The sequence below is a fragment of the Synechococcus sp. CS-1326 genome (assembly GCF_025128115.1).
In the GTDB taxonomy this organism is placed as follows: domain Bacteria; phylum Cyanobacteriota; class Cyanobacteriia; order PCC-6307; family Cyanobiaceae; genus Regnicoccus.
This window is the reverse complement of sequence record NZ_JAHLYV010000012.1, coordinates 46,400-66,608: the sequence shown is the minus strand read 5'-3', so window position 1 is coordinate 66,608 and position 20,209 is coordinate 46,400. Positions and strand designations below refer to the sequence as shown.

Sequence of the window (20,209 nt, the reverse complement as noted above, 5' to 3'; positions counted from 1 at the left end):
TCAGAAGAAGCGGGGCAGATTCAGGAGAGGGATCAGCGGTGATCCACCGGGCAGGGAAGGCAGTGAGACCCCCGGCAGGTTGGAGCGCAAATAGCCCTCCAGGCTGCCGATCGCGGGCAGGGGCGCTGTGAAGCCAAGGAAGAGCGGACCCTTCAGGATGGCGGAGTAATCGCCGCTGCTGAGCTTGAGCAAGGTGAGCACCACGCCTGTGGCGGAAAGACGCAACCGTTCACCGCCGTTGACGGTGGTGCTGGGTTGGCCGGATGGTTCCCCCCCCTCGGTCAGGGGTTCCACCTCCACCGAACCCTCCAGGACGGTCAGCTCCGAGCCACCCTCGTCATCCACCCGCAGCACATAGTTCGTGCCCCGCACGCTCAGCCGCGAGGAGCGGGTGCAGCCGCTCTGCCTGCCTGAGACGAGCACTTCACCCTTGCGGAGCAGGAAACAACCGCTGCCGAGCCGCAGCTGGGAGTAGCGATTGAGCCGCCCGGCCGCACCGGACGCGAAGCTGAGCTGGCCGCGGCTGTTCTCCGTGCTGATCTCCTGCGGACTGACGGCCTGCTGGTTCAGTCTGGCCTGGCGGGCATCGATGAACAGCTCATTGCCATCCAGGATCTCCTTCACCGTGGCCGTTTCGGCTGGGGTGGCCGCGGAGACCGGTGCCACCAGGTGGAGTGAGGCGACCAGGATCAGCAGCAGCCCGATGCGTTCAGGATTCCGCCGGGCCAGGCAATGAAACACCTTTGAAGGTCTCGGTGATGTAACGATACAGCGCCTCGAATTCGGGCATCGTGGTGGTGAACCCAACAAACAGCGGGCCATTCAGAATGGCTTTGTAGTCGTCAGGGCCGAGCTTGACGCTGGAGAGAATCTTGCCATCCGCAGAAAATCTGAATTGGTAACCGGCCTTGATCTCAACCGGCGGAGGCGCAACCGCGGTTGCTTGGTCGTTCTTCAAGGTCAGGCAGACGATCACCTCTTTGTCAGTGTTGGTTTTGGGTTGCGACCAGACACAACCGATCGATGTGGCCTTTTGTGAAGCGAAAACAATGCGCTGGTGGATGGGTGATCCCCACCAGAGCTTGGTCAGTGATTCCGGCGTGTAGAGCCCTCCCTCGGCCGGACAACCCAGTACTTCGCCCAGCACAGACCAGCCGGAGGGAAGCCTGACGGCGGCAAAGGGAGAGCTCACCCCGGCGTTGCCGCCGTGGAAGCAACCGCCGGATTGCCGCATCGCCTTGATCAGGGAATCCCCATAGTTATTGATCTCTTCTTGAACAGCCGCCGGCAGGGGTTGAAATCTTGGTGTGCCGAGTTGCTGGCGCTGATTGTTGAGTTGTTCGAGAAGCTTGGTGAGCAGCTGGGATTGTTCGGCTGGCTGAAGAGAATCAATGTAGGAATCGGCGACCACGGTGCCTTCCAGAACGATCACATCGGTGCTGCCATCCTCATTGGCGAGGACGATGTAATTCGTGCCGCGCGAGCTCAATCGCAGTGATTTTGTGCACCCACTCTGCTTGCCGGAGACCAGCACCTGACCCTTGGCGAGCAGGAAACAGCTCTTGCCGAGGCGTAACTGGGTGAACCGGTTGATGCGGGCGGCGGCTCCGGACCTGAACAGCAGCTGGCCCCGGCTGTTCAGGGTGGTGATCTCCTGCGGAGTAAGGGCGGTTTGATTCACCCTGGCCTGGCGGGCATCGATGAACAGCTCGTTTCCATCAAGAATCTCCTTCACCGTGGCTGCCTCTGCAGCTACGGCCGAAGGTGCCATGGCCAGCATTCCGGCCAATACCGGCAGAGCGAGTGAAGGCAGAATGCTCGCGGGGTGGGCCAGCAACGCCAAGGGCCGAATCAGCGGCAAGGGGGCAGTCTGGGAAACTGATTATCCAGAGCTTACTGGATCTCATTAGGGTGATCCTCACTCCCGTTGCGGCCCGTTCCGCCAGCGTCGGTCGGTTCGGCGTGAATCCGTTCCATCAGGTTGGTCAGAATCACTTCTGTGGATCGGCAGGGGATCCCGCTCGAGTGATTGTTAAGGCTGGTCGCGCAGATGGCGATTGAGAGCATCCTGCTCCAGCAAGGTCGAGACGAAGCCCAGAAAAAAAGGACCTCTGAGAATGGTGTCGTAGTCGGCCGCCCGCAGTTCGGCGGACGAGAGAAACGACCCTGTGTCTGAGAATCTGAATCTGTGGCCAGCGTTGATGATCAACGGTGCGGCAGCCACAGCAGTCTGGCCATCATTTCTCATCGTCAAGCAGACCATCGCCTCGGTGTCGTGCTTGCTCATGGCTTTTGACCAGACACAGCCGATGGCGGTGGCCTTTCGGGACTCATAGACAATCCGCTTGTGGGTGGGGGACTCCTGCAGCATCCGCGCGACAATTGCCGGGTCCCAGACTCCTGGTACGGTCGGACACCCCAGCACCTCCCCGACGACGGACCAGCCCCTGGGAAGACGGACGAAATCAAAGGGTGAAGCGACCCCATTGCTGCCACCGTGGAAGCAGCCACCGGTTCGTTTCATCGCATTGATCAGCAGAAGGCCGTAGGGCTCGATCGCAGCCTGAACAACAGCGGGAACGGATGGGAACGCCGCTTTGCCGAGTTGCATACGCCGTTGATTGATTTCGAACAGCAGTTGACTGAGCAAGACGGGCAGGTCGTTCGATGGCTGCTCGAATGGCGCCGCGTGCTGTAGGGGCTCGGCTTCCACCTTCCCCTCCAGCACGATCACATCGGTACTGCCATCCGCGTTGGCGGTGATGATGAAAGTGGTGCCGCGTGAACTCAGCCGCAGTGATTTGGTGCAGCCACTCTGTTTGCCGGAGACCAGCACCTGACCTTTGGCGAGCAGGAAGCAGTTTCTGCCGAGCCGCAACTGGGTGAATCGATTCAGACGGGCCGTCGCACCCGATCGAAAGGTGAGGTGAGCGCGACTGTTCCTTGTGTTGAGCTGCTGGGGCGACAGGGCCGTTTGATTGATCTCGGCCTGGCGGGCATCGATGAACACCTCCCTGCCATCAAGGATCTCCACCACCCTGGCTTTCTCGGCAGCCAGCAGCGGCGTTGGCTGGATGGGCCACACCAGGCCGAGGAAGGTCAGCAGCCACCATGCAGATGCCGTCCTGGCTGGACGTCCGGCAACGGAACCAGATGACGGGGAGATGGGTGAGCCCACAGCAAGGCGATCAGGCAGGTCTGGACACACTCATGGAGATTCTGAGGGCTCCGGTGGGGCTGGATCCCGCAGCCCCAGCAGGGCCAGCACCTCCAGAGGCTCCCGCCCGCCCTTGAGCTGGTGGGGCCCCAGCGGCTTGACCTCCAACTCCCCGGGCAGCAGGGCCGCCAACTCAGCGCTGATCAGAATCGGATGCTGCGGGTAGCGGCGGGTGAGACGCTCCAGGCGATTGGCCACGTTCACGCTGGTCCCCACCACGGTGAACTCCAGCCGCTGAGTAGCCCCGAGATTGCCGGCGATCACCTCCCCCACATGCAGGCCGATGCCATGGCGCAATGGCTCCTGGCCAGCTGCGATCAGTTCCCGGTTGAGCTGCTCAAGCCCCCGCTGCATCGTCAGGGCCGCCCGTACCGCAGCGCGTGCCTCCTGGCGGTCACCCCTGCTGCGGGGCACCCCGAATTCCGCCATCACCGCATCACCGATGAACTTGTCGAGCAGGCCCTCTTCAGCCAGCACCGCGGCAGCCATCGCCTCGAAGTAGCGGTTGAGCAGAGCGAAGAGCTGGTCGGGGGCGAGGCTGGTGCTCAGGCTGGTGAAGTCCACCAGGTCGCTGAACAGCACGACGCATCGAGCCCGGCTGCCGACCAACTGGGTCCAGATCGGCCCCGGATTGCGCAGGATGTCGCTCAACAGGGTTGGGGAAACGCGGCGGGCAAGCACCTTGTGAAGGTAGGCCCGTTCACGGCTCTCCCCAAGGGACTGAGCCAAGGACCGCCCGCCGCCGCCGATCAGCACCGCCAGCAGCAAGGCGGCCAGGGGCAGCCGCAGCAGGGCGCCCAGCCAGAGCCCCCAGCCGCTCAGCAGGGCCAGGCTCGCCAGAACCATGATCACCAGCAGGGTGCGACCCGCCGTGGCACCACGGCCCAGACCCCAGGCCGCGCCGACCCCCCAGAGCAGGAACAGCAGGGCCTCGCCCCAGCCAGGCAGCCGCCAGAGGCCTTCCGCCTGGATCGCATTGGCCAGGGCCACAGCCTGCACCTCGGTGCCGCTCTGGGGACCGAAGGGGGTCTCCTGAAGGTCGCCCAGATTTGGGGCCGTGACGCCGATCAACACGGTGCGGCCGCTCCAGAAACCAGCCGGGGTGGCGAGGATCTTCCAGGCCGGCACCTGGCGCAGCGTGCCCGCCGGGCCGTGGTAATTGAGCCCCATCGCTGCGGCTGGTACGGGCGCCCTGGCGGCCACGAAGGCCATCGGGCTCGGATGGGGACGTGGAAAGCCGGCCAGATTTCTCTCGATCCAGTCCTGGCCTGGTACGGCCTCCGCTACCCCCTGGGGTGTCTGCAGCAGGGTGGTGAGACCAGGGGTAGCCAGGGATGGGAGCGGCAGAAGCAGCCGCACCAGCTCCACGCCCTGCTGCTCGCTCAGTCCGTAGCGGGCGGCCAGGTGGACCCGTGAGCGCCAGGGGACCAGCGTGGCGAGGAAGGACTGGTCGTCCGCGGGGCCGAAGCGGCTGGGCTGGTTGAATTCGATGTTGAACAGCACCCGTGCCGCCCCCCGCTCCAGCACGCTGGCGGCGAGCTGGGCCTGCAGGGCCCGCGGCCAGGGCCAGGGGCCCATCTGGCGCCAGAGCGGCGAGAGCCGCCGCTCGTCGGAGCCGATCAATTCGCTCAGCTCCAGGGATTCGGCATCGATCGCCAGGATCACCGGATCAACGGGGGCCGCTCGGGCACCACGCAGGTGAAAGAACAGCATCTGGATCTGGCTGTCGAGCAGGTTCAAGGCCTGCCCCGCAGGGGTGGCGGGCAGCCGGTCGAGGCCGGCCAGCAGGGGGGTCGCCAGGCCGAGCCACCACAGCCGCCTCCAGCGGCAGGGGCCCGGCCCGATCAAGGCGTCAGGCCGAGTTCGCGCTCGATCACAGGGAGTGTCTCCATCGGGGCCTCGAAACCGTTGAGCAGGATGCTCCGTTGTCGGCGCTGGCGCACCTCCTCGGCGCTGAGGCGACGGGGACCGACCCAGCCGTCCGGAGTGGCACGCAGGATGTCTCCACTGGAGAGGCTGAACACGGTCCCGGAGCTGGTGGTCACCTCCACAGTGCCCTCCCAGCTGAGAAAACGCACCTCCTCGGGCTGGTCTTCGATGAACACCGTGGTCCCCTGAATCGAAGCGGTGCCCACCCGGGTGCGGATCCGCAGCGGCCGGTGGCGAGATGCCCCAGGCTGGATCCAGGCGATGATCTGACCACCCAGCAGGTTCAGCCCATCCGGATCGAGCTGGAGCAGGGCATTGCCGCCGAGGCGAAAGGCTCGGCCATCGGCCAGCAGCACCTGCAAGCGGCCCGGTTTCTCGGTGCGCAGCTGGGAGAGCGGAGCAATCACCTGACCAGTGCGGGCCTTCAGCTCAGTGGCACCTGGGGGGCGGATGAACGCCGGGTGGGAGGGCACATCGAGCACCCGGGGAACCCGCAGCTCGGCGGCCGCCGGGGTGATCGCAAAGGCGACGGCTCCGGTCGTGGCGGCAGCAAGCCTGGCCAGACGACCGCTTGGCGGGCTCAGGGTGGAAACACAGGTGGAAAAGGCGGAAGCAGGGATCATGGCTGGTGGCCCCGGACCTGCCTCCAACCATGGCCGCTCAGGGCTCCAGGCGCCACACCTGATCGGCCGGCGTCCAGTCGCTCAGTTCTTCGGGGCTGAACCAGAGGCCGATCTCGAAGACGGCGGTTTCGGGTGCATCGGAGCCGTGGATCACGTTGCGGCCGATGTTCACGGCCAGATCGCCGCGGATCGTGCCGGGCTCGGCCTCCAGGGGCTTGGTGGCGCCGATCAGCTTGCGGGCACTGGCGATCACGCCATCGCCTTCCCACACCATCGCCACCACCGGACCGCTGGTGATGAACTCCACCAGGCCGGCGAAGAAGGGCCGCTCGCGGTGCACGCCGTAGTGGCTTTCAGCCAGCTCCCGGCTGGGCACCAGTTGCTTGAGGCCCACCAGCTTGAAGCCCTTGCGCTCGAAGCGGCCGAGGATCTCGCCCACCAGCCCGCGCTGCACCCCATCGGGCTTGATCGCGAGGAAGGTGCGTTCGGTGGCCATGGCAAAAGAAGACTGCTGATCCAGCCATCGTCCGCGCTGGGCCTGCCGCTTGGCAAGCAAGCCCTGGCATGACAACCGCCATACGATCGGGTCTGCGGCCGGAACTGCGTTGATGCCAGCAGCGCCAGCATTACCCGCTACCTGGCTGGCGGCGCCGAGGATCGGGCCCAACCTCCGCCTCGGCCTGCGCACCACCGTGGCCAGCGTGCTGCCTCTGCTGGCGGCCGCGCTGCTGCATGAGCCCGCCCTGATCTGGATGGCTTTGGGTGGGCTCTACGTGAACATGGCCGACACGGGCGGTGCCTACCGCACCAGGGCAACGGCGATGGCCTGCGCTTCCCTGCTGGGCGCCGTGGCGCTCGGCGGGGGGATCGGCCTGGCCACCTGGCCCTGGCTGTGCGTGCCGGCCATGTTCGCCGTCGGGCTGGGCTGCGGTCTGCTCTCGCTCTACGGAAATGCCGGTGCCCTGATCGGTCTGGTGACCGCCTGGTGCTTCCTGATCGGCATCAATGTGGCCGGTCCCGATCCAGCCAAGGCCCTGTCCTTCTCCCTGCTCTACCTGGCCGGAGGGGCCTGGGCCACCCTGCTGGCGGTGGCCATCTGGCCGCTGCGGCCTTACCGGCCTGTCCGGCTCGCGAGCGCTGAACTGCTGGGGGCGATCGCTGAGTTCTGCAGCCAGGCCTGCCCGGGGAGCGGCGGGAGTCCAGCCGCTGAGGACCAGCTCTTCCAGGGCAAACTCCGGGTCCGCGCCGCCCTCGCCACCGCCCGGGCGACCCTGGCGGATACCCGCAGCGGCCGCCTCGGGGACAGCCCGGCCGATGGGGCCTTCACCCGCCTGATCGAGTCCGCCGACGCGCTGTTCGTGACCAGCGCGGCGATGGGCAACCTGCTGGCGGGGGTACCGGGGCGGGAGGCCCCCCAGCTCCGGCCCCGGATCAATGGGCTCAATCGGCACGGTGTCGCGGCGCTGCGTCAGTTGGAACAGGCGCTGCTGGGGCGCGCCGGCTTGCCCCCGTGCCAGGAACTTGTGATCGAGGCCCGACGGATCGCTGCCACGATCGATCGGTTCCCTGCACCAATCGCCGCGCTCCAGCAGGCCCAGCTCAGCCAGGTCCACTGGATCACCACCCTCGCCCAGGTCGGCGAAGCCATTCCTGCGGCAGCGCTCAACCGCAGATCGACTCAGCTGCGCCGCCCCAATGACGCAGTGCAGGTTGCGGTGGCCCAGGGCTGGAGAACTCTTGGCGCGAACCTCACGCTCGACTCGAGCGTGTTCCGCCACGGTCTGCGCTTCGGGGTCGCCTCGGCCGCTGCGGTGAGCATCTATACCCTGTTCGCGCTGCCGATCGGCTACTGGATCACGTTGACCGTGTCGGTGATCCTGCGGCCCTCGGCGGGTGAGAGCCTCACGCGCACCAGCCAGCGGGTGCTGGGCACGGTGCTGGGCGGGATCCTGGCGATCGTGTTGGCCACCCTCTTCCCCCATCCCCTCGCGATCGTGCTGCTGCTGGTGCCGCTCACGCTGGTGATGATGGCGATTCTGCCGGTGAACTACGGGCTGTTCGTCTTCTTCCTCACCCCCTGGATCGTTCTCTACAAGGACATCGCCCAACCCGGCGACTGGAGCCTGGCCCTGTGGCGGATCGCCAACACCCTGATCGGCGCCGTCCTGGCCCTGGCCGCCATCCACCTGATCCTGCCCCGCTGGGAACGGGAGCAACTGCCGGCCCGCCTGGCGGAGAGCCTGCGCTGCCAGGCCCGGTTCGTTTCGGAGGTGCTGGATCGGGTTCTGGAGGGCCCGCCAACCAGCGCTGGGCCGCCCAGCACTCCTGTCGCCGTGCGCCTGGCGATGGGGAACGCCCAGGTCTCGATCCAGCGCTATCTCAGCGAGAAGACTTCGCACCGGCCGATGGCGCTGCCTCTGATGGCGTTTCTGCTGCACAGCCAGCGTCTGATCGATGCCCTCCTGGTGCTTGGGAGTGGTGGTCGCCCGGCCGCTGGCAGCCCGGCAGCGCTCAGCCTCCGGCCGCTGCGGGACCAGATGCTGACCACGCTCACGGCCCTCGCCTCGGCTCTGGATCGCGGAGAGCAGACGGGGCCGCTGCCGGATCTGCGCCGGCCGGAGCTGGCCGACGACCTGCTCCAGCAGCAGCAGCTGGAGCGCCTGGTTGAACCGATCATCGGGCTCCGCAACGCCACGGAAGCCTGGAGCGCCGGCATCGCCCCCCCTGGCTGCTGATCAGGACAGCAGGCCCTGGATCCAGTGCGGCAGCGGCTTCCCGCCTAGATTTCCGTCCAAAGGTTTCGCCGCAACCCAGGCTTCGATGGTGCTCGCCGACCCGACCCGCCCGCCGGGCGCGCTCCCCGGTGCTTCCGCCCCCTGGAGCGTGGCCGACAGCACGCGGCTGTACGGCCTGGAGGGGTGGGGCGAGCCCTATTTCAGCGCCAACGGTCGTGGTCACGTGATGGTGCAGCCCCGTGGTGATCGCGGTGGCTCCCTCGATCTGGTCGACCTGGTGGAGGGCCTGCAGAGCCGCGACCTCTCCCTGCCGCTGCTGATCCGCTTCGACGACATCCTCGAGGACCGGCTGGAGCGGCTCCATGCCGCCTTCGAGCGGGCGATCGCCCAGTACGGCTACGCCGGCCGCTATCAGGGGGTGTTCCCGGTGAAGTGCAACCAGCAGCGCCACGTGGTGGAGCAGCTGGTGGAGAGCGGCCGCCGCTGGCATTTCGGCCTGGAGGCCGGCAGCAAGGCGGAGCTGCTGATCGCCCTCTCCCTGGTGGACGATCCAGAAGCGCTGCTGATCTGCAACGGCTACAAAGACCAGCGCTACATCGAAACGGCGATCCTGGCCCGCCGGCTCGGCCGCCAGCCGGTGGTGGTGATCGAGCAGGCCGACGAGGTGGAGCGGATCATTGCCGCCAGCGCCAGTCTGGGGGCGGCGCCGTTGATCGGCGTTCGCGCCAAACTTTCGGCCCGCAGCAGTGGCCGCTGGGGCAGCTCGGTGGGAGAGCGGGCCAAATTCGGCCTGTCGATCCCCGACCTGCTGACCACCGTGGAGCAGCTGAGAGCTGAGGGGCTGCTGGGGGAGCTGCGGCTGCTGCACTTCCACGTGGGCAGCCAGATCAACGACATCGCCGTGATCAAGGACGCCCTGCAGGAGGCCGGCCAGATCTATGTGCAGCTGGCCCAGCTGGGGGCGCCGATGGGCTATCTGGACGTGGGTGGTGGCCTGGGCATCGATTACGACGGCAGCCGTACCGCCACTGCCGCCTCCACCAACTACTCCCTGCAGAACTACGCCAACGACGTGGTGGCGACCGTGCGGGAGTGCTGTGAACCCCTGGGCGTTGCCCTGCCCACCCTGGTGAGTGAGAGCGGCCGGGCGCTCGCCAGCCACTTCAGCGTGCTGGTGTTCGATGTGCTCGGCGCTTCCGGCGTGCCGGATGCGGTGCCCGAAGTGCTGGAGGGTGAACCGCTGATCGTGCGCAACCTGCGTGACACCCTGGCCGTCATCAGTGCCACGGAGCACGGCGACACCCGGCCCCTGCAGGAGGCCTGGAATGATGCGCTCAAGTTCAAGGAAGACGCCCTCTCTACCTTCCGTCTCGGCTACCTCAGCCTCACGGAACGCGCCATGGCTGAGCAGCTCACCTGGGCCTGCTGCCAGTCAATCGCCCAGCGGCTGCCGACCGTCGGGGTTCCGGATCAGCTCAAGGGTCTGCAGGCCGCCCTGGCCACCACCTACTACGCCAATCTCTCGGTGTTCCGCTCAGCGCCCGACACCTGGGCGATCGATCAGCTGTTCCCAGTGATGCCGATCCATCGCCTTGATGAACGCCCGAGCCGCCTGGGCAGCTTCGCCGACCTCACCTGCGACTCCGACGGCAAGCTGGCCCGCTTCATCGATGGCGGCCAGGTGAAGCCGCTGCTGGAATTGCACGCGCACCAGCCCGGCGAGCCCTACTGGATCGGCCTGTTCCTGGGCGGGGCCTATCAGGAGGTGATGGGCAACCTGCACAACCTGTTCGGCAGCACCAATGCCGTGCACATCCGCCTGGCCGCAGGCGGCGGCTACCGGCTTGATCACGTGGTGCGTGGCGACACCAATGCCGATGTGCTCAAGGCCATGGAACACGAGCCCAGCTTACTGCTGGAGCGCCTGCGGGTGGCCAGCGAAGCGGCGATCGACCGCGGTGATCTGCGCATCAGCGATGCCCAGCGGCTGATGGCTCACTTGAAGAGCAGTCTGGGGCAGATCACCTACCTGCAGTGATCGGATCGATGCATGCCCAGATCCACCCTATTCATCAAGACGCTGCGCCTCCCATCTCTGGCGGTGAGAGGGAATGTCGTATCGCTCCAGTGAGCTCCTGGAGTCAACACGTTCCAACCCAAGGGGAAATAGCCCAGGACACCACTCACCAAGGGGTGCCTAGCAACACAATGCCCGCCCAGAAAAACGGATGCTCCAGCCCACCGCCGATGCGTCGCTGCTGGGCAGTGGTCAGGCCGGAGAGGAGCACATCGCCTCCGGCCCCGATCACCTGATCGCCGATGAGCCGCATCGTGCCGCTCGCCATGGCCCGGCGGGTGAATTGAAGGGCCTCTGCCTTGGGAAGGCCCCGATCCAGGAAGCGGTAAAACTGCACGAATAGAGCCGATGTGGCCACATCGTCGACGTACCAGAGACTGCCGATTGCACTGCGGGAACCGGCCTGCAGTGCCAACCCCGCGAAGCCCAGTTCACTGTCCGCATCTCCGAGGGCAGTACGGCAGGCACTGAGGCTGAACAAATCCAGTTGATCCTCACCACGTCGCTGGCGCAGCTGGGCTAGCTGGTCGAGGGACATGGGTCCGATCCCTGAGTAAAGTCGAGCCGCCGCCGGCCCCCCCGGCAGGAAATCGGCGTGGGTGGCCACATGCACCCGATTGATGCGAGGGTCACTGGCTTTCTCGAGAAGCACCTGGGGCGTGAAGCTCTTGTTGAGGAAGATCAGGGTTGTCTTGTCCTTGCCCACCCGGTTCAGTTCCTGGGGGACGAGTGGCAGTGGGTTGAGGCCCACGAACTCGGAGGCGCCGACCGCCAGCAATTGTGGATTGGCCTTCTCGGGCAGCAGCGTCAGTTTGGTGAGCCCCAGGGCCGGCGTAATGGAGATGGCGTAGCGCTCACCCAGGTAGGCCTGGCCGTCATGGAGGGCGGCGAAGGGCACCGCTTGCAGGCCCGCATCGGCGGAGATCAGCAGAGTGGTGATCTTGTTCTTCTGCAGGTGCTCGGCAATTGGCTGGATCAGAATCGAGTCGAGCTGCCTGGCCGATGAGCTGGGATCGCTCACATCCAGTGGTGATTGGCTGGCCAGCTGGCCGTAGAGCTTGCGCAGCAGCTCGTTGAAGCGCTTCAGCGACACCTCAATGCGGGAGCCCTGCACGTCCCCATCGGGCGGCACCAGGGTGAGATCGAGGAAGGCATCCGCCTGGGGATTGGCAGTTTTCCCCTTGGCTTCACTGAAGCCGATGCGCAGAATCGCTGGGTTGTAGAGGGCCGGATCGAAGGGCGATGCACCGTCGGATGCCCGGTTCAGGAGTGGTTGGGAGGGGTTTGGCTGCAACGCAAGGGCACCTGGGGGGGCCAGGGCGAGCCCGAGGAGCAGCGGCAGCGAGGTCGCCAGACAACGGTTCCGCCAGTGGCGCGAAAGCCTGCTCATGGTTGGCTCCCGCGGATCCGCTTGCGCACGGCGTTGATCACCTCTCGCAGGCTCGCCTGCAGCTGGGAGGGGGAGGGTGCCGCTCGGCGGTCGGTTGGGTCGAGCCCCAGTTTCGCTGCGGTCTCTTCCATCGCCCGTTGCTCGGCGGTGGTGAACTGTTCCTGCACCTGAAGGAGGGTGAGTTGCTGCACCGTCCGATCAAATACCCCGGATTCACCTGTGGATGGAAGATCCCCCAAGCTCAGATCGGCAGAGAGGAAGGCGGATTGCGTGAGGGTGAAGGCGAGCGGATCGATTCCCAGTTCTGCCCATTGGGAGAACAGCGCTGATCCCGGTGCGGTGTAGTCAATTGTGGCCAGCGGAGAAACCTGACCCAGATTGACGCTGAGCTGGAACCTCCCCTCAGTGGGTAGAGCCACAATCGGTGCCACGTCAACGATCTTGGGAGGCTCGGGCGGCGTAGTTCTCAGAGCTACATCCACCCCGTTCACGAACAACCGGCCACCGACGATGCTGGCGTTGTTCAGGATCGAGCTGCCGAACAGGTTGAACCTGGCCTCGCCGCCTCCCACCAAGGAGGTGAACGCATCGAGGCTGAGGCTGTCGGTGTTGGCTGAGCCCAGCACGATGGAACCGCCACTGAGCCCGAATACGTTGAGGGCGGAGCCATTGATGGCAATACTGGCAGCGTCGATGGTGATTGATCCACCGAGGGCTGGTGGATCGGCGATCAAGCTGGAGTTGCTGATCGTGACGCTGCTGGGTTGGGCCTTGAGGCCGATCTGAATCGAACCGCCATCGCCGGCGCCTGACGTGTTCAGCATGGTGTTGCTGAGGTTGATGCTGCTGCCATCAAGCTGCACGGTTCCGCCGGCACTGCCGCCACTGGCATCGACGCGGGCGCCAGTGAGGTTCAGGGGGCCAGAGCTGTTGATGAAGATCAGAGCGCCGGGGCTGGTGAGCGATGAACCTGATGTGAGCTGGGTTGCCCCGCTGGAGCTGAGGCTGATCAGGCCACCGGCGGAGCTCACCGCGCCGCTGAGGTTGAGGCCGCCTGCCGGGCTGCTGAGGGTGATTGTGCCAAGGGCCCCAACGCCCCCGAGGTTGAGGTTGCCACTGCTCTGGGTGATGGCGACGCTGGAGAAATCGCTGCCGATGCTGCCGCCATTCTCTGTATAGATCCCGTTAAGAACGAGCGGTCCGCTGCCATTCAGAAGCCCCTGGTTGAGCAGGGCGACGGTGGTGAAGTTGCCGCCATTGAGGCTCAAGGTGGCACCCGCTCCCACGGTGGTGGAGCCACTGACTGTCAGGGAGCCACCGGTGAGGTTGAGGCTCTGATTGTTGTACAGGTTCTGGAGGCTGGTGCTGCCTGCGGCGGCGTCGTAGATGAGGGCGCCGCTGCCGGCAGGGATCGCCACGACCGCCACATTGAAGCCGCTGGGCAGGGCATCCCAGTTGGACGCATCGCTCCAATTGCCCGCCGTGCTGGCTTTCCAGGTGGCCAGTGGGCGGATGCTGATGTCGGCGGTGGCCAGTGGAGCGGAGCTTGGTTCGTTGGGGACGCTGGGGAAGCCAATGAGGCTGTAGTTAGCGGCGTCGGGCCCGCTGAGCGTTAGTCTGTTGACGACCACGCGCTTGGCCAGTCCAACGTTGGGGTCGGCGAAGAAGCCGCTGCCGTCAAGACTCACACTGTCGCCGGCAACTAGGCCGTTGAATGTGGCGGTAGTGGTGTTGAGCGTGGCCGAAGTGGTTCCGTCGTACACCTTGTTGTTGGCGCTGACCCCCGTGACGAACAGATTGAGGGGATTGATCGTGTAGCTCGCACGTCCTGTGGTGAAGCCTGAGAAGGAATAGTTCGCGGCGTCGCTGCCTGTGAGTGAGGAGCTGGCGGTTTGGGAGTAGGAGCCAGCGATCGGGTTGCCGCTGCTGCTGACGCCGCCGGTGTTGACGGAGGCGGCGGAGCTGACGAGATCGCCAGCGAAGAGATTGTCAAAGCTGACGGCACCGGGGCTGAGCGCTGAGCCGTAGATCGAGCTGGAGGGTGCGATCGCGGCGCCGGTGAGCGCCAGGGGGGTGATCGCTCCCACGGTGGTGCCACTCGCGTTGGGGCTGGCCAACTGGTAGCCATACACCGTGGCGGCAGCTTCGCTGGCGCCAATGATCGCCATCCCAGCAACCGAAACACCCTTGCCGCTGCCGACATCTTTCAAACCACTCCCCGTGCCGGCCGTTGTGTAGGTCCCGAGCGTGGGATTGTTCAGCTGGATAGTGTCGCCGTCAATCGTGCCACTGACGAAATAGTTGCCAGATGCGATCGGTGCAGCCACGGTGCTGTCATAGGTTTTGCTGATGCTGCCGGTGAGACTTGCTGTGATCGTTGGCGAGAGTCTGTAGAGGAAGCCATTGCCGGCTCCCAGCACGGGGCTTGCACTGCCGTAATCGATGCCGTATTGCTTGAAGGCGTAGCTCAGGCCGCCGCGGTTGTCGTTCAGGGGGCTGGCGGAAAAGACCAGCCAGTGCGCCCCTGGTGCCACCGCAAGCGCTCCGGCGCCGGCCAGGTTGGTGAAAGCGCCCGTGCCGGCATCGAGCACCAAAGCGCTTGCCGTACTCGCGCTGGCATTGAGCGACGCACCCATCTGCAAGGTCAGTCCTGAAGCCCCGCGGCCCAGAAGGGTGGTGGCCGAAACGGGTCCGTCGAGTAGGAGGTTTCCTGCTGTCGCTGTGAATGACACCGGTCCATTGACAGCCCAGGCGCCTGGGCTGAGATCGCCGCTGGCCTGGTTGAGCGTGACCCCGCTGAGGGCGGTGCCCGTGGTTCCGCCCAGGCGTGTGAAAGCGTTGGTGACCGTGAGGCTGCCGTTGCCGTTCAAAATGCCGCCGTTGAATGCCAACGACGATGCGGTGAGGGGAGACTGGATGGTGAGGGTGCCAGCGACCGTGAGATCGCCGGTGAGGGTGGACGTGGTACCGGGATCACTGAGGGTCAACGAACCACCGGGATTGATCGTGAGGCTGTTGCCGGTGATGCTGTTCAGCCCTTTGATGCTCTGGCGGCTGGAGAGGATGACATCAACACCGCTCACCAGGTTCAGATAGGCCACATCGATGGCGGTGGGCAGCTGATCACTACTCCAGTTGGCCAGGGTTTCCCAGAAGGTGTCTCCGCCGCCGCCATCCCAGCAGACTCCGGAGCAGCTCAGGCCAGAGTTGGTGAGGCGGTAGACGCTGCCCACGATCGCCCCATTAAATCCCGATGGCAGATTCGAGCTGGCAAAGCTGCCGCTGGCCGCGCCACCGGAGGCAATCACATCAAAGTTCTGGCTTGGGCTTGGGCTGAAGCCATTGATCAGCTGAGTGTTGATCGTGCCACCGAGGTTCACGTTGCCTGAAACCGCCAGTCGGTCGTATTGGCTGCCGGAGGTGAGGCCGCCCAGCTCAAGGTTGAGTACGGAACTGCTGCCCAAGATCAGGCCACCCGTGAGGCTTAATGTGCCCGCCACGCCAACGCCGCCGGGGCTGATCGTGCCAAGGTTGGTGAGCGTGTTACCGGCGCCAATATCGATGGTGCCGAAGCCCGAGAGGGTGCCAGTGGATGTGTTTGTGAGGCCGCCGGAGGCGACCTGGAAGGTTGTAGCTGAAGCCGTCAGAATCCGGCCATTGTTCTGCATCGCCGTCGTAGGACTGATCGCCAACGTGCCCGAGCTCACGTTCACCAAGCCGTCATTGGTGAGGTTCACCCGGTTGCTGCCCACTCCCAGAGACGCCGTCCCCAGACCGGCGCTCTTGCGCAGCTCTCCACCCGTCAGGTTATTGAACGCCATCGTGAAATTCCCGTTGTTCCCCCAGAAACCATCCGTCTGCACATCAAACAGGCCGCTGTTATTGATCACTCCACTGGCACTGAAATCCACATTGCCGCCCGTCCATTGCAGGGTTCCCTGATTGGTCAATTGGCTCAAGCCATAGGAGCCACCGCCGCTCACCACCAGCGTTCCCCCACTTCCCACCGTCAGCACTCCAGGTCCATTCAGGCTGCCGCCGGCCCATTGCGAAGATCCATTCAGTGTCAACGCTCCATTGGTGGTCAACACGCCGCCGTTGATACTCAGGCCACCATTCAATGTGGAGCTCGTTCCTGGATCATTCAGCGTCAATGAGCCACCGGAATTGATCGTGAGGTTGTTACCGGCGAGGCTGTTCAGCCCTTTGATGATCTGGCTGCTGGAGAGGGTGGCATCGACACCGTTGACCAGGTTTAGGTAGGCCACATCGATGGCGGTGGGCAGCTGATCACTGCTCCAGTTAGCCAGGGTTTCCCAATTGGTGGTGCCGCCCCCGCCATCCCAGCACGCACCCAGGCAGCTGAGGCCGGAGTTGGTGAGGCGGTAGACGCTGCCGATGATCGCGCCATTGAATCCCGAAGGGAGATTCGAGCTGGCAAAGCTGCCGGTGGCCGTACCACCGGATGTGATCACATCGAAGTTCTGACTCGGGCTGGGGTTGTAGGCATTGATCAGCTGGGTGTTGATCGCGCCAGCCAGGCTCATGTTGCCCGAAGCAGATAGCTGGTCGTATTGGCTGCCGGGTGTGGAGCCACCGATGTTGAGATTCAGCACAGAGGTGCTGCCTAGGGCCAGTTCACCGGTGAGGCTGAGAATGCCCGGGACGCCAATGCCGCCAGGGCTGATGGTGCCGAGGTTGGTGAGCGTGTTTCCGGCGCCCACATCGATGGTGCCAGAGCCAGAGAGGGTGCCTCTGGAGGTATTGGTGAAGCCTCCTCTGCGCACCAGTGTGGCCCCGGATGCCATATGGATCAGACCGTCATTGGAGAAAAAGGTGGATGGCAGGACGAGCGTTCCAGCGTCCACATTGAGTGTTCCTGTGTTATTGAGCGTGCTGGTGTTGTTGAAGCTGCCTTCTAAGTTGAACGTGGTGATGGCAGCCGAACCCTCGGCCTTGGTCAACGTGCCGCTGTTGTTAAAGACAATGCTGAAGTTCACGCCAACAATGGGCGTGGCATCGCTGCTCTCTATACGCCAGACGCCGGCATTGTTGACAGTATTAGTGCCAGTGAGGAACACTTTAGAGTTCCTACTTTGTGTCACTGTGCGGCCGGCCAGGTTGTTCAAGGTCTTGCCGCTGAACTTCACTAAGCCGTTCACAAGGGTGTCGGAATCAGTGATCAGCAGGCCCGAGCCGCTGATCACACCACCACTCAAGGTGCTACCACCAGCCAGCGTGAGGTTCCCGCTGCCGTCCAGCGCGCCAGCGACCGTGAGACTTCCGGCAAGGGTGGAGCTCGTTCCTGAATCGTTCAGCGTCAGCGATCCTCCGGAATTGATCGTGAGGTTGTTGCCGGCGATGCTATTCAGCCCCTTGATGCTCTGGCTGCTGGAGAGGGTCACATCGACACCTTCCACCAGATTCAGGTAGGCCACATCGATGGCGGTGGGCAGCTGATCACTGTTCCAGTTGGCTAGGGTTTCCCAATTGGTGGTGCCACCGCCGCCATCCCAGCACGTACCCAGGCAGCTCAGGCCGGAGTTGGTAAGGCGGTAGATGCTGCCGACGATTGCGCCATTGAATCCGGAACGCAGATTCGAGCTGGTGAAGCTGCCGGTGGCCATCCCACCGGATGTGATCCCATCAAAGTTCTGGCCAAGGCTGGGGCTGAAACCATTGATCAACGGGGCATTGATCGTGCCACCAATGTTCACGTTGCCTGAAACCGCCAGCTGGTCGTATTGGCTGCCCGGCGTGGCGCCGCCGAGGTCCAGGTTGAGGACCGAGGTGCTGCCTAGGGCCAGGTTCCCCGTGAGCCTTAAGGCGCCTGCCATGCCAACGCCGCCAGGGTTGATGGTGCCGAGATTGGTGAGTGTGCCCGTACCAAGATCGAGGTTGCCCCCCCCTAGCCCTGGACCACCCCGAATCGTGCCACCCGCCCCATTGGTGAAGCTGCGGTTGCCAGTGCTGATACTGCCTTGGCCGATCTCAAGAACGCCAGCATTGATGAATGGGTTGGTGGTACTGATGCTGAGATTTCCGGTGGTGGCGCCAAGCGTGCCGCTGTTGTTCAGCGTCGTCGGGCTGATCGTGAATGCCTGGCCTGCTGTGCTGGCACGAATCGTGCCCTGGTTGTTCAACGTTGCAGGGCCACTCCACGGGAAGATGCTTCCAAAGCCCTGGAGGGTGAGGCCAGGCGCCAGCGTCAGCGCTCCAGGCCCCCCCCGAGCGATGTACAGCCCACTGCCGTTCGTCTTGGTGATCGTCGCGCTGCCGCTGATCGCTGGTTGCAGGGTGTGGTTGGGGCTAAAACTCCAGTCCCCGGAACTCCAGTTGATCAGGGTTCCATCCGCCAGGGTGGTCGACGATCCGGTGAACAAGATCGATCCACTGGTGGTGAGATTGCTGCCGAAGGTTATGTTTTGCAGCGTTGCATTAATTGAGGTGAGCGCCGACCCCGTGATCGTGCTGCCGATGATCGTTCCTGCCAAGGTGGTGCTGCCGTTGAAAGCCGCCGTGCCGCCGTTGAGCGCGAGGGTGGCGCCACTGGCCAGGATGGAGGCACCGCTACCACTGGCATCACTGTCGGGATTGAGCGAGAGATTCAGCTGTTCGCTGCTGCTACTGATGCTCGCATTGAGGTTGATGTTGTTGTGGGCTGTGAGGGTGAGCGTGGCATCGCCCCCGGCCGTTTTGTTGATCGGTGAAGCCACGGTGATGTTGCCCTCCTGAGTGCCGGCGGCGCTGGTGGCCACACTGACGTTGGTGCCTGCATTCAGGGCGCCCTGAACTGTGGCGGTGGTGAGCACCGCGTTGTCGCCGGTGGTGGTCACGGCCGGTGGACCCGTGACGTTGCTGTCGGGCCCAGCGGCCTGGATCATGACGTTTTTGGGATCGATCAGCCAAGTGCCCCCTTTACCGTTCGAAGCTGAAGCGTCTGGCGCCTGGCTCACTAGCAGCTCGCGGCGACCGGAGGTTTCCACCAGGCCGCCATCGCCACCCTGGGGGCCACCGCGGGCCGAGAGGGCGCCCTCCACCCGGGCACTGTCCGTGCCGTAGATCACCACGGTGCCGCCCGATCCCAAGCCCGTGGCATCGGCGCGGACCGCGCTGGCCGCATCCACGCCCGTGCGTTGGGCGTTGGTGATCGTGGGGTCGGCGCCACGCAGGCCGCCACCCAGGAGCACCTTGCCACCTCCCGTGGGGCCGCTCACATCCACCGTGCTGGATTCCAGTGAGACCGAGGCCCCGGTGATCGCCACCATGGCGGCGGGCGCCTGGATCCCTGCCGCTTGCAGCAGCACGTTGCCGCCCTGGGCATCGAGCAGCAGGCTCTGATCCACCGTGAGCAGGCCGCCTGAGAGGCTCAAATCACCGTTTTTCTGCAGGCCAATTGCCGCCAGGCTGGCTGGATTGGTGAGTGGGCCGGCCGATCCTTGAAGTGGTGTGCCACTGAGCAACGCCGCCTGGCCAGCGGTGGTGCCCGCCGCATCGAAGATTCCGTTGCCCACGCGCCAGCCCGTGGCCGTGCTCAGGTTCAGCTGCTGGATGTTGGCGAATCCACCGGCGCCGCTGATGGCGATGCCGCCCGGGGAGAGCCAGAACAGGTTGCCGGGGCTCGAAAACGAGATCAGCTTGTCGATGAAGCTGCCCAGGGGATTGGTCACCCCCACGAACACGTTTTGGTGCCCACCGGTGGCGAAGTTCACTCCGCTGATGCCGCCGCGGGTGTCGAAGGCCGAAAAACGGTGAAACAGGTTGCGGCCCGCTGCTTTGCCCCCGCCCACTTGGCACAAACCCCCTCCGCAGCTTCCGCCCACCCGGCCGTTCACTGCTGTGCCAAGCCCCAATGCGCCGGCGGTGGCCCTCACCTCGCCTGCCAGGCCCGGAGCCCCAGCCAGCAGGGCCGTTAAGCCCATCGCCACGGCCACGCCCTGCCCAAGCGCTGGGGTCAATGGGGAGCTCAAAGCCATGCAAAGGCCACCATAATGTTGATGAGAAGGGTTGATGACATCAAACTCTCCAGAGCTAGCAGAGGTTAATGGAGGCGATTGTTGCCGCCGACACGAGGTAGCGGATATTCGAGATGTTGGGTAAACACTTTGGCTCTGAGCAATCATGCGACGGTGTTGCGGCCCTTCCAGGGGAAGCACCAACGACAACGATTGGAGGAGTGCGGGGATTGATTGTTTAAGGGGCCTGGAAATCTGCCATATTCAATCACTTCCGATAACT

The 20,209-nt window shown here is 64.6% G+C and carries 10 protein-coding genes; 2 read left to right on the top strand and 8 right to left on the bottom strand.

Features of this window, described 5'->3' with window-relative positions; all coding sequences use genetic code 11:
- The 6 genes from KQ307_RS03895 to ndk form a co-directional block, all read right to left on the bottom strand.
- The gene (locus KQ307_RS03895) at window positions 1–666 is read right to left on the bottom strand and encodes a FecR family protein (protein WP_259727015.1); all 666 of its coding nucleotides are present in this window, start codon (window positions 664–666) and stop codon (window positions 1–3) included.
- 43 nt (window positions 667–709) lie between these two features.
- Window positions 710–1,843: a FecR family protein gene (locus tag KQ307_RS03890; RefSeq protein ID WP_259727014.1), complete on the bottom strand. Its 1,134-nt coding sequence runs from the start codon at window positions 1,841–1,843 to the stop codon at window positions 710–712.
- Window positions 1,844–2,032: 189 nt separating this feature from the next.
- Window positions 2,033–3,010: a FecR family protein gene (locus KQ307_RS03885; protein ID WP_259727013.1), complete on the bottom strand. Its 978-nt coding sequence runs from the start codon at window positions 3,008–3,010 to the stop codon at window positions 2,033–2,035.
- 198 nt (window positions 3,011–3,208) lie between these two features.
- Window positions 3,209–5,065: an adenylate/guanylate cyclase domain-containing protein gene (locus tag KQ307_RS03880; protein WP_259727012.1), complete on the bottom strand. Its 1,857-nt coding sequence runs from the start codon at window positions 5,063–5,065 to the stop codon at window positions 3,209–3,211.
- The gene (locus tag KQ307_RS03875; RefSeq protein ID WP_259727011.1) at window positions 5,062–5,769 is read right to left on the bottom strand and encodes a FecR family protein; all 708 of its coding nucleotides are present in this window, start codon (window positions 5,767–5,769) and stop codon (window positions 5,062–5,064) included. The genes KQ307_RS03880 and KQ307_RS03875 overlap by 4 nt, the downstream gene beginning before the upstream one ends.
- A 37-nt stretch (window positions 5,770–5,806) precedes the next feature.
- On the bottom strand, window positions 5,807–6,265 hold the full coding sequence (gene ndk, locus KQ307_RS03870) for a nucleoside-diphosphate kinase (RefSeq protein ID WP_259727010.1): 459 nt from the start codon (window positions 6,263–6,265) through the stop codon (window positions 5,807–5,809).
- 112 nt (window positions 6,266–6,377) lie between these two features.
- On the opposite strand from ndk, the gene KQ307_RS03865 reads away from it, so the two are divergent.
- A complete protein-coding gene (locus KQ307_RS03865; RefSeq protein WP_259727009.1) occupies window positions 6,378–8,504 on the top strand; it encodes an FUSC family protein in 2,127 nt (708 codons plus the stop codon).
- 85 nt (window positions 8,505–8,589) lie between these two features.
- Complete coding sequence (gene speA / locus KQ307_RS03860) at window positions 8,590–10,542, top strand: biosynthetic arginine decarboxylase (protein ID WP_259727008.1); 1,953 nt, start codon at window positions 8,590–8,592, stop codon at window positions 10,540–10,542.
- A 145-nt stretch (window positions 10,543–10,687) separates the two neighbouring features.
- Here the strand turns inward: speA and KQ307_RS03855 are convergent, their stop codons facing one another.
- Window positions 10,688–11,971: a CHAT domain-containing protein gene (locus tag KQ307_RS03855; protein ID WP_259701813.1), complete on the bottom strand. Its 1,284-nt coding sequence runs from the start codon at window positions 11,969–11,971 to the stop codon at window positions 10,688–10,690.
- Window positions 11,968–19,929, bottom strand: a complete 7,962-nt coding sequence (locus tag KQ307_RS03850; protein ID WP_259727007.1) for a YDG domain-containing protein — start codon at window positions 19,927–19,929, stop codon at window positions 11,968–11,970. The genes KQ307_RS03855 and KQ307_RS03850 overlap by 4 nt, the downstream gene beginning before the upstream one ends.
- Window positions 19,930–20,209 lie beyond the last annotated feature (280 nt).

Bases quoted from the DNA above. Each gene is read 5' to 3' on its own strand.
- KQ307_RS03875 (WP_259727011.1), bottom strand. From the start codon at position 5,769: ATGATCCCTGCTTCCGCCTTTTCCACCTGTGTTTCCACCCTGAGCCCG.
- ndk (WP_259727010.1), bottom strand. From the start codon at position 6,265: ATGGCCACCGAACGCACCTTCCTCGCGATCAAGCCCGATGGGGTGCAG.
- KQ307_RS03865 (WP_259727009.1), top strand. From the start codon at position 6,378: ATGCCAGCAGCGCCAGCATTACCCGCTACCTGGCTGGCGGCGCCGAGG.
- speA (WP_259727008.1), top strand. From the start codon at position 8,590: ATGGTGCTCGCCGACCCGACCCGCCCGCCGGGCGCGCTCCCCGGTGCT.
- KQ307_RS03855 (WP_259701813.1), bottom strand. From the start codon at position 11,971: ATGAGCAGGCTTTCGCGCCACTGGCGGAACCGTTGTCTGGCGACCTCG.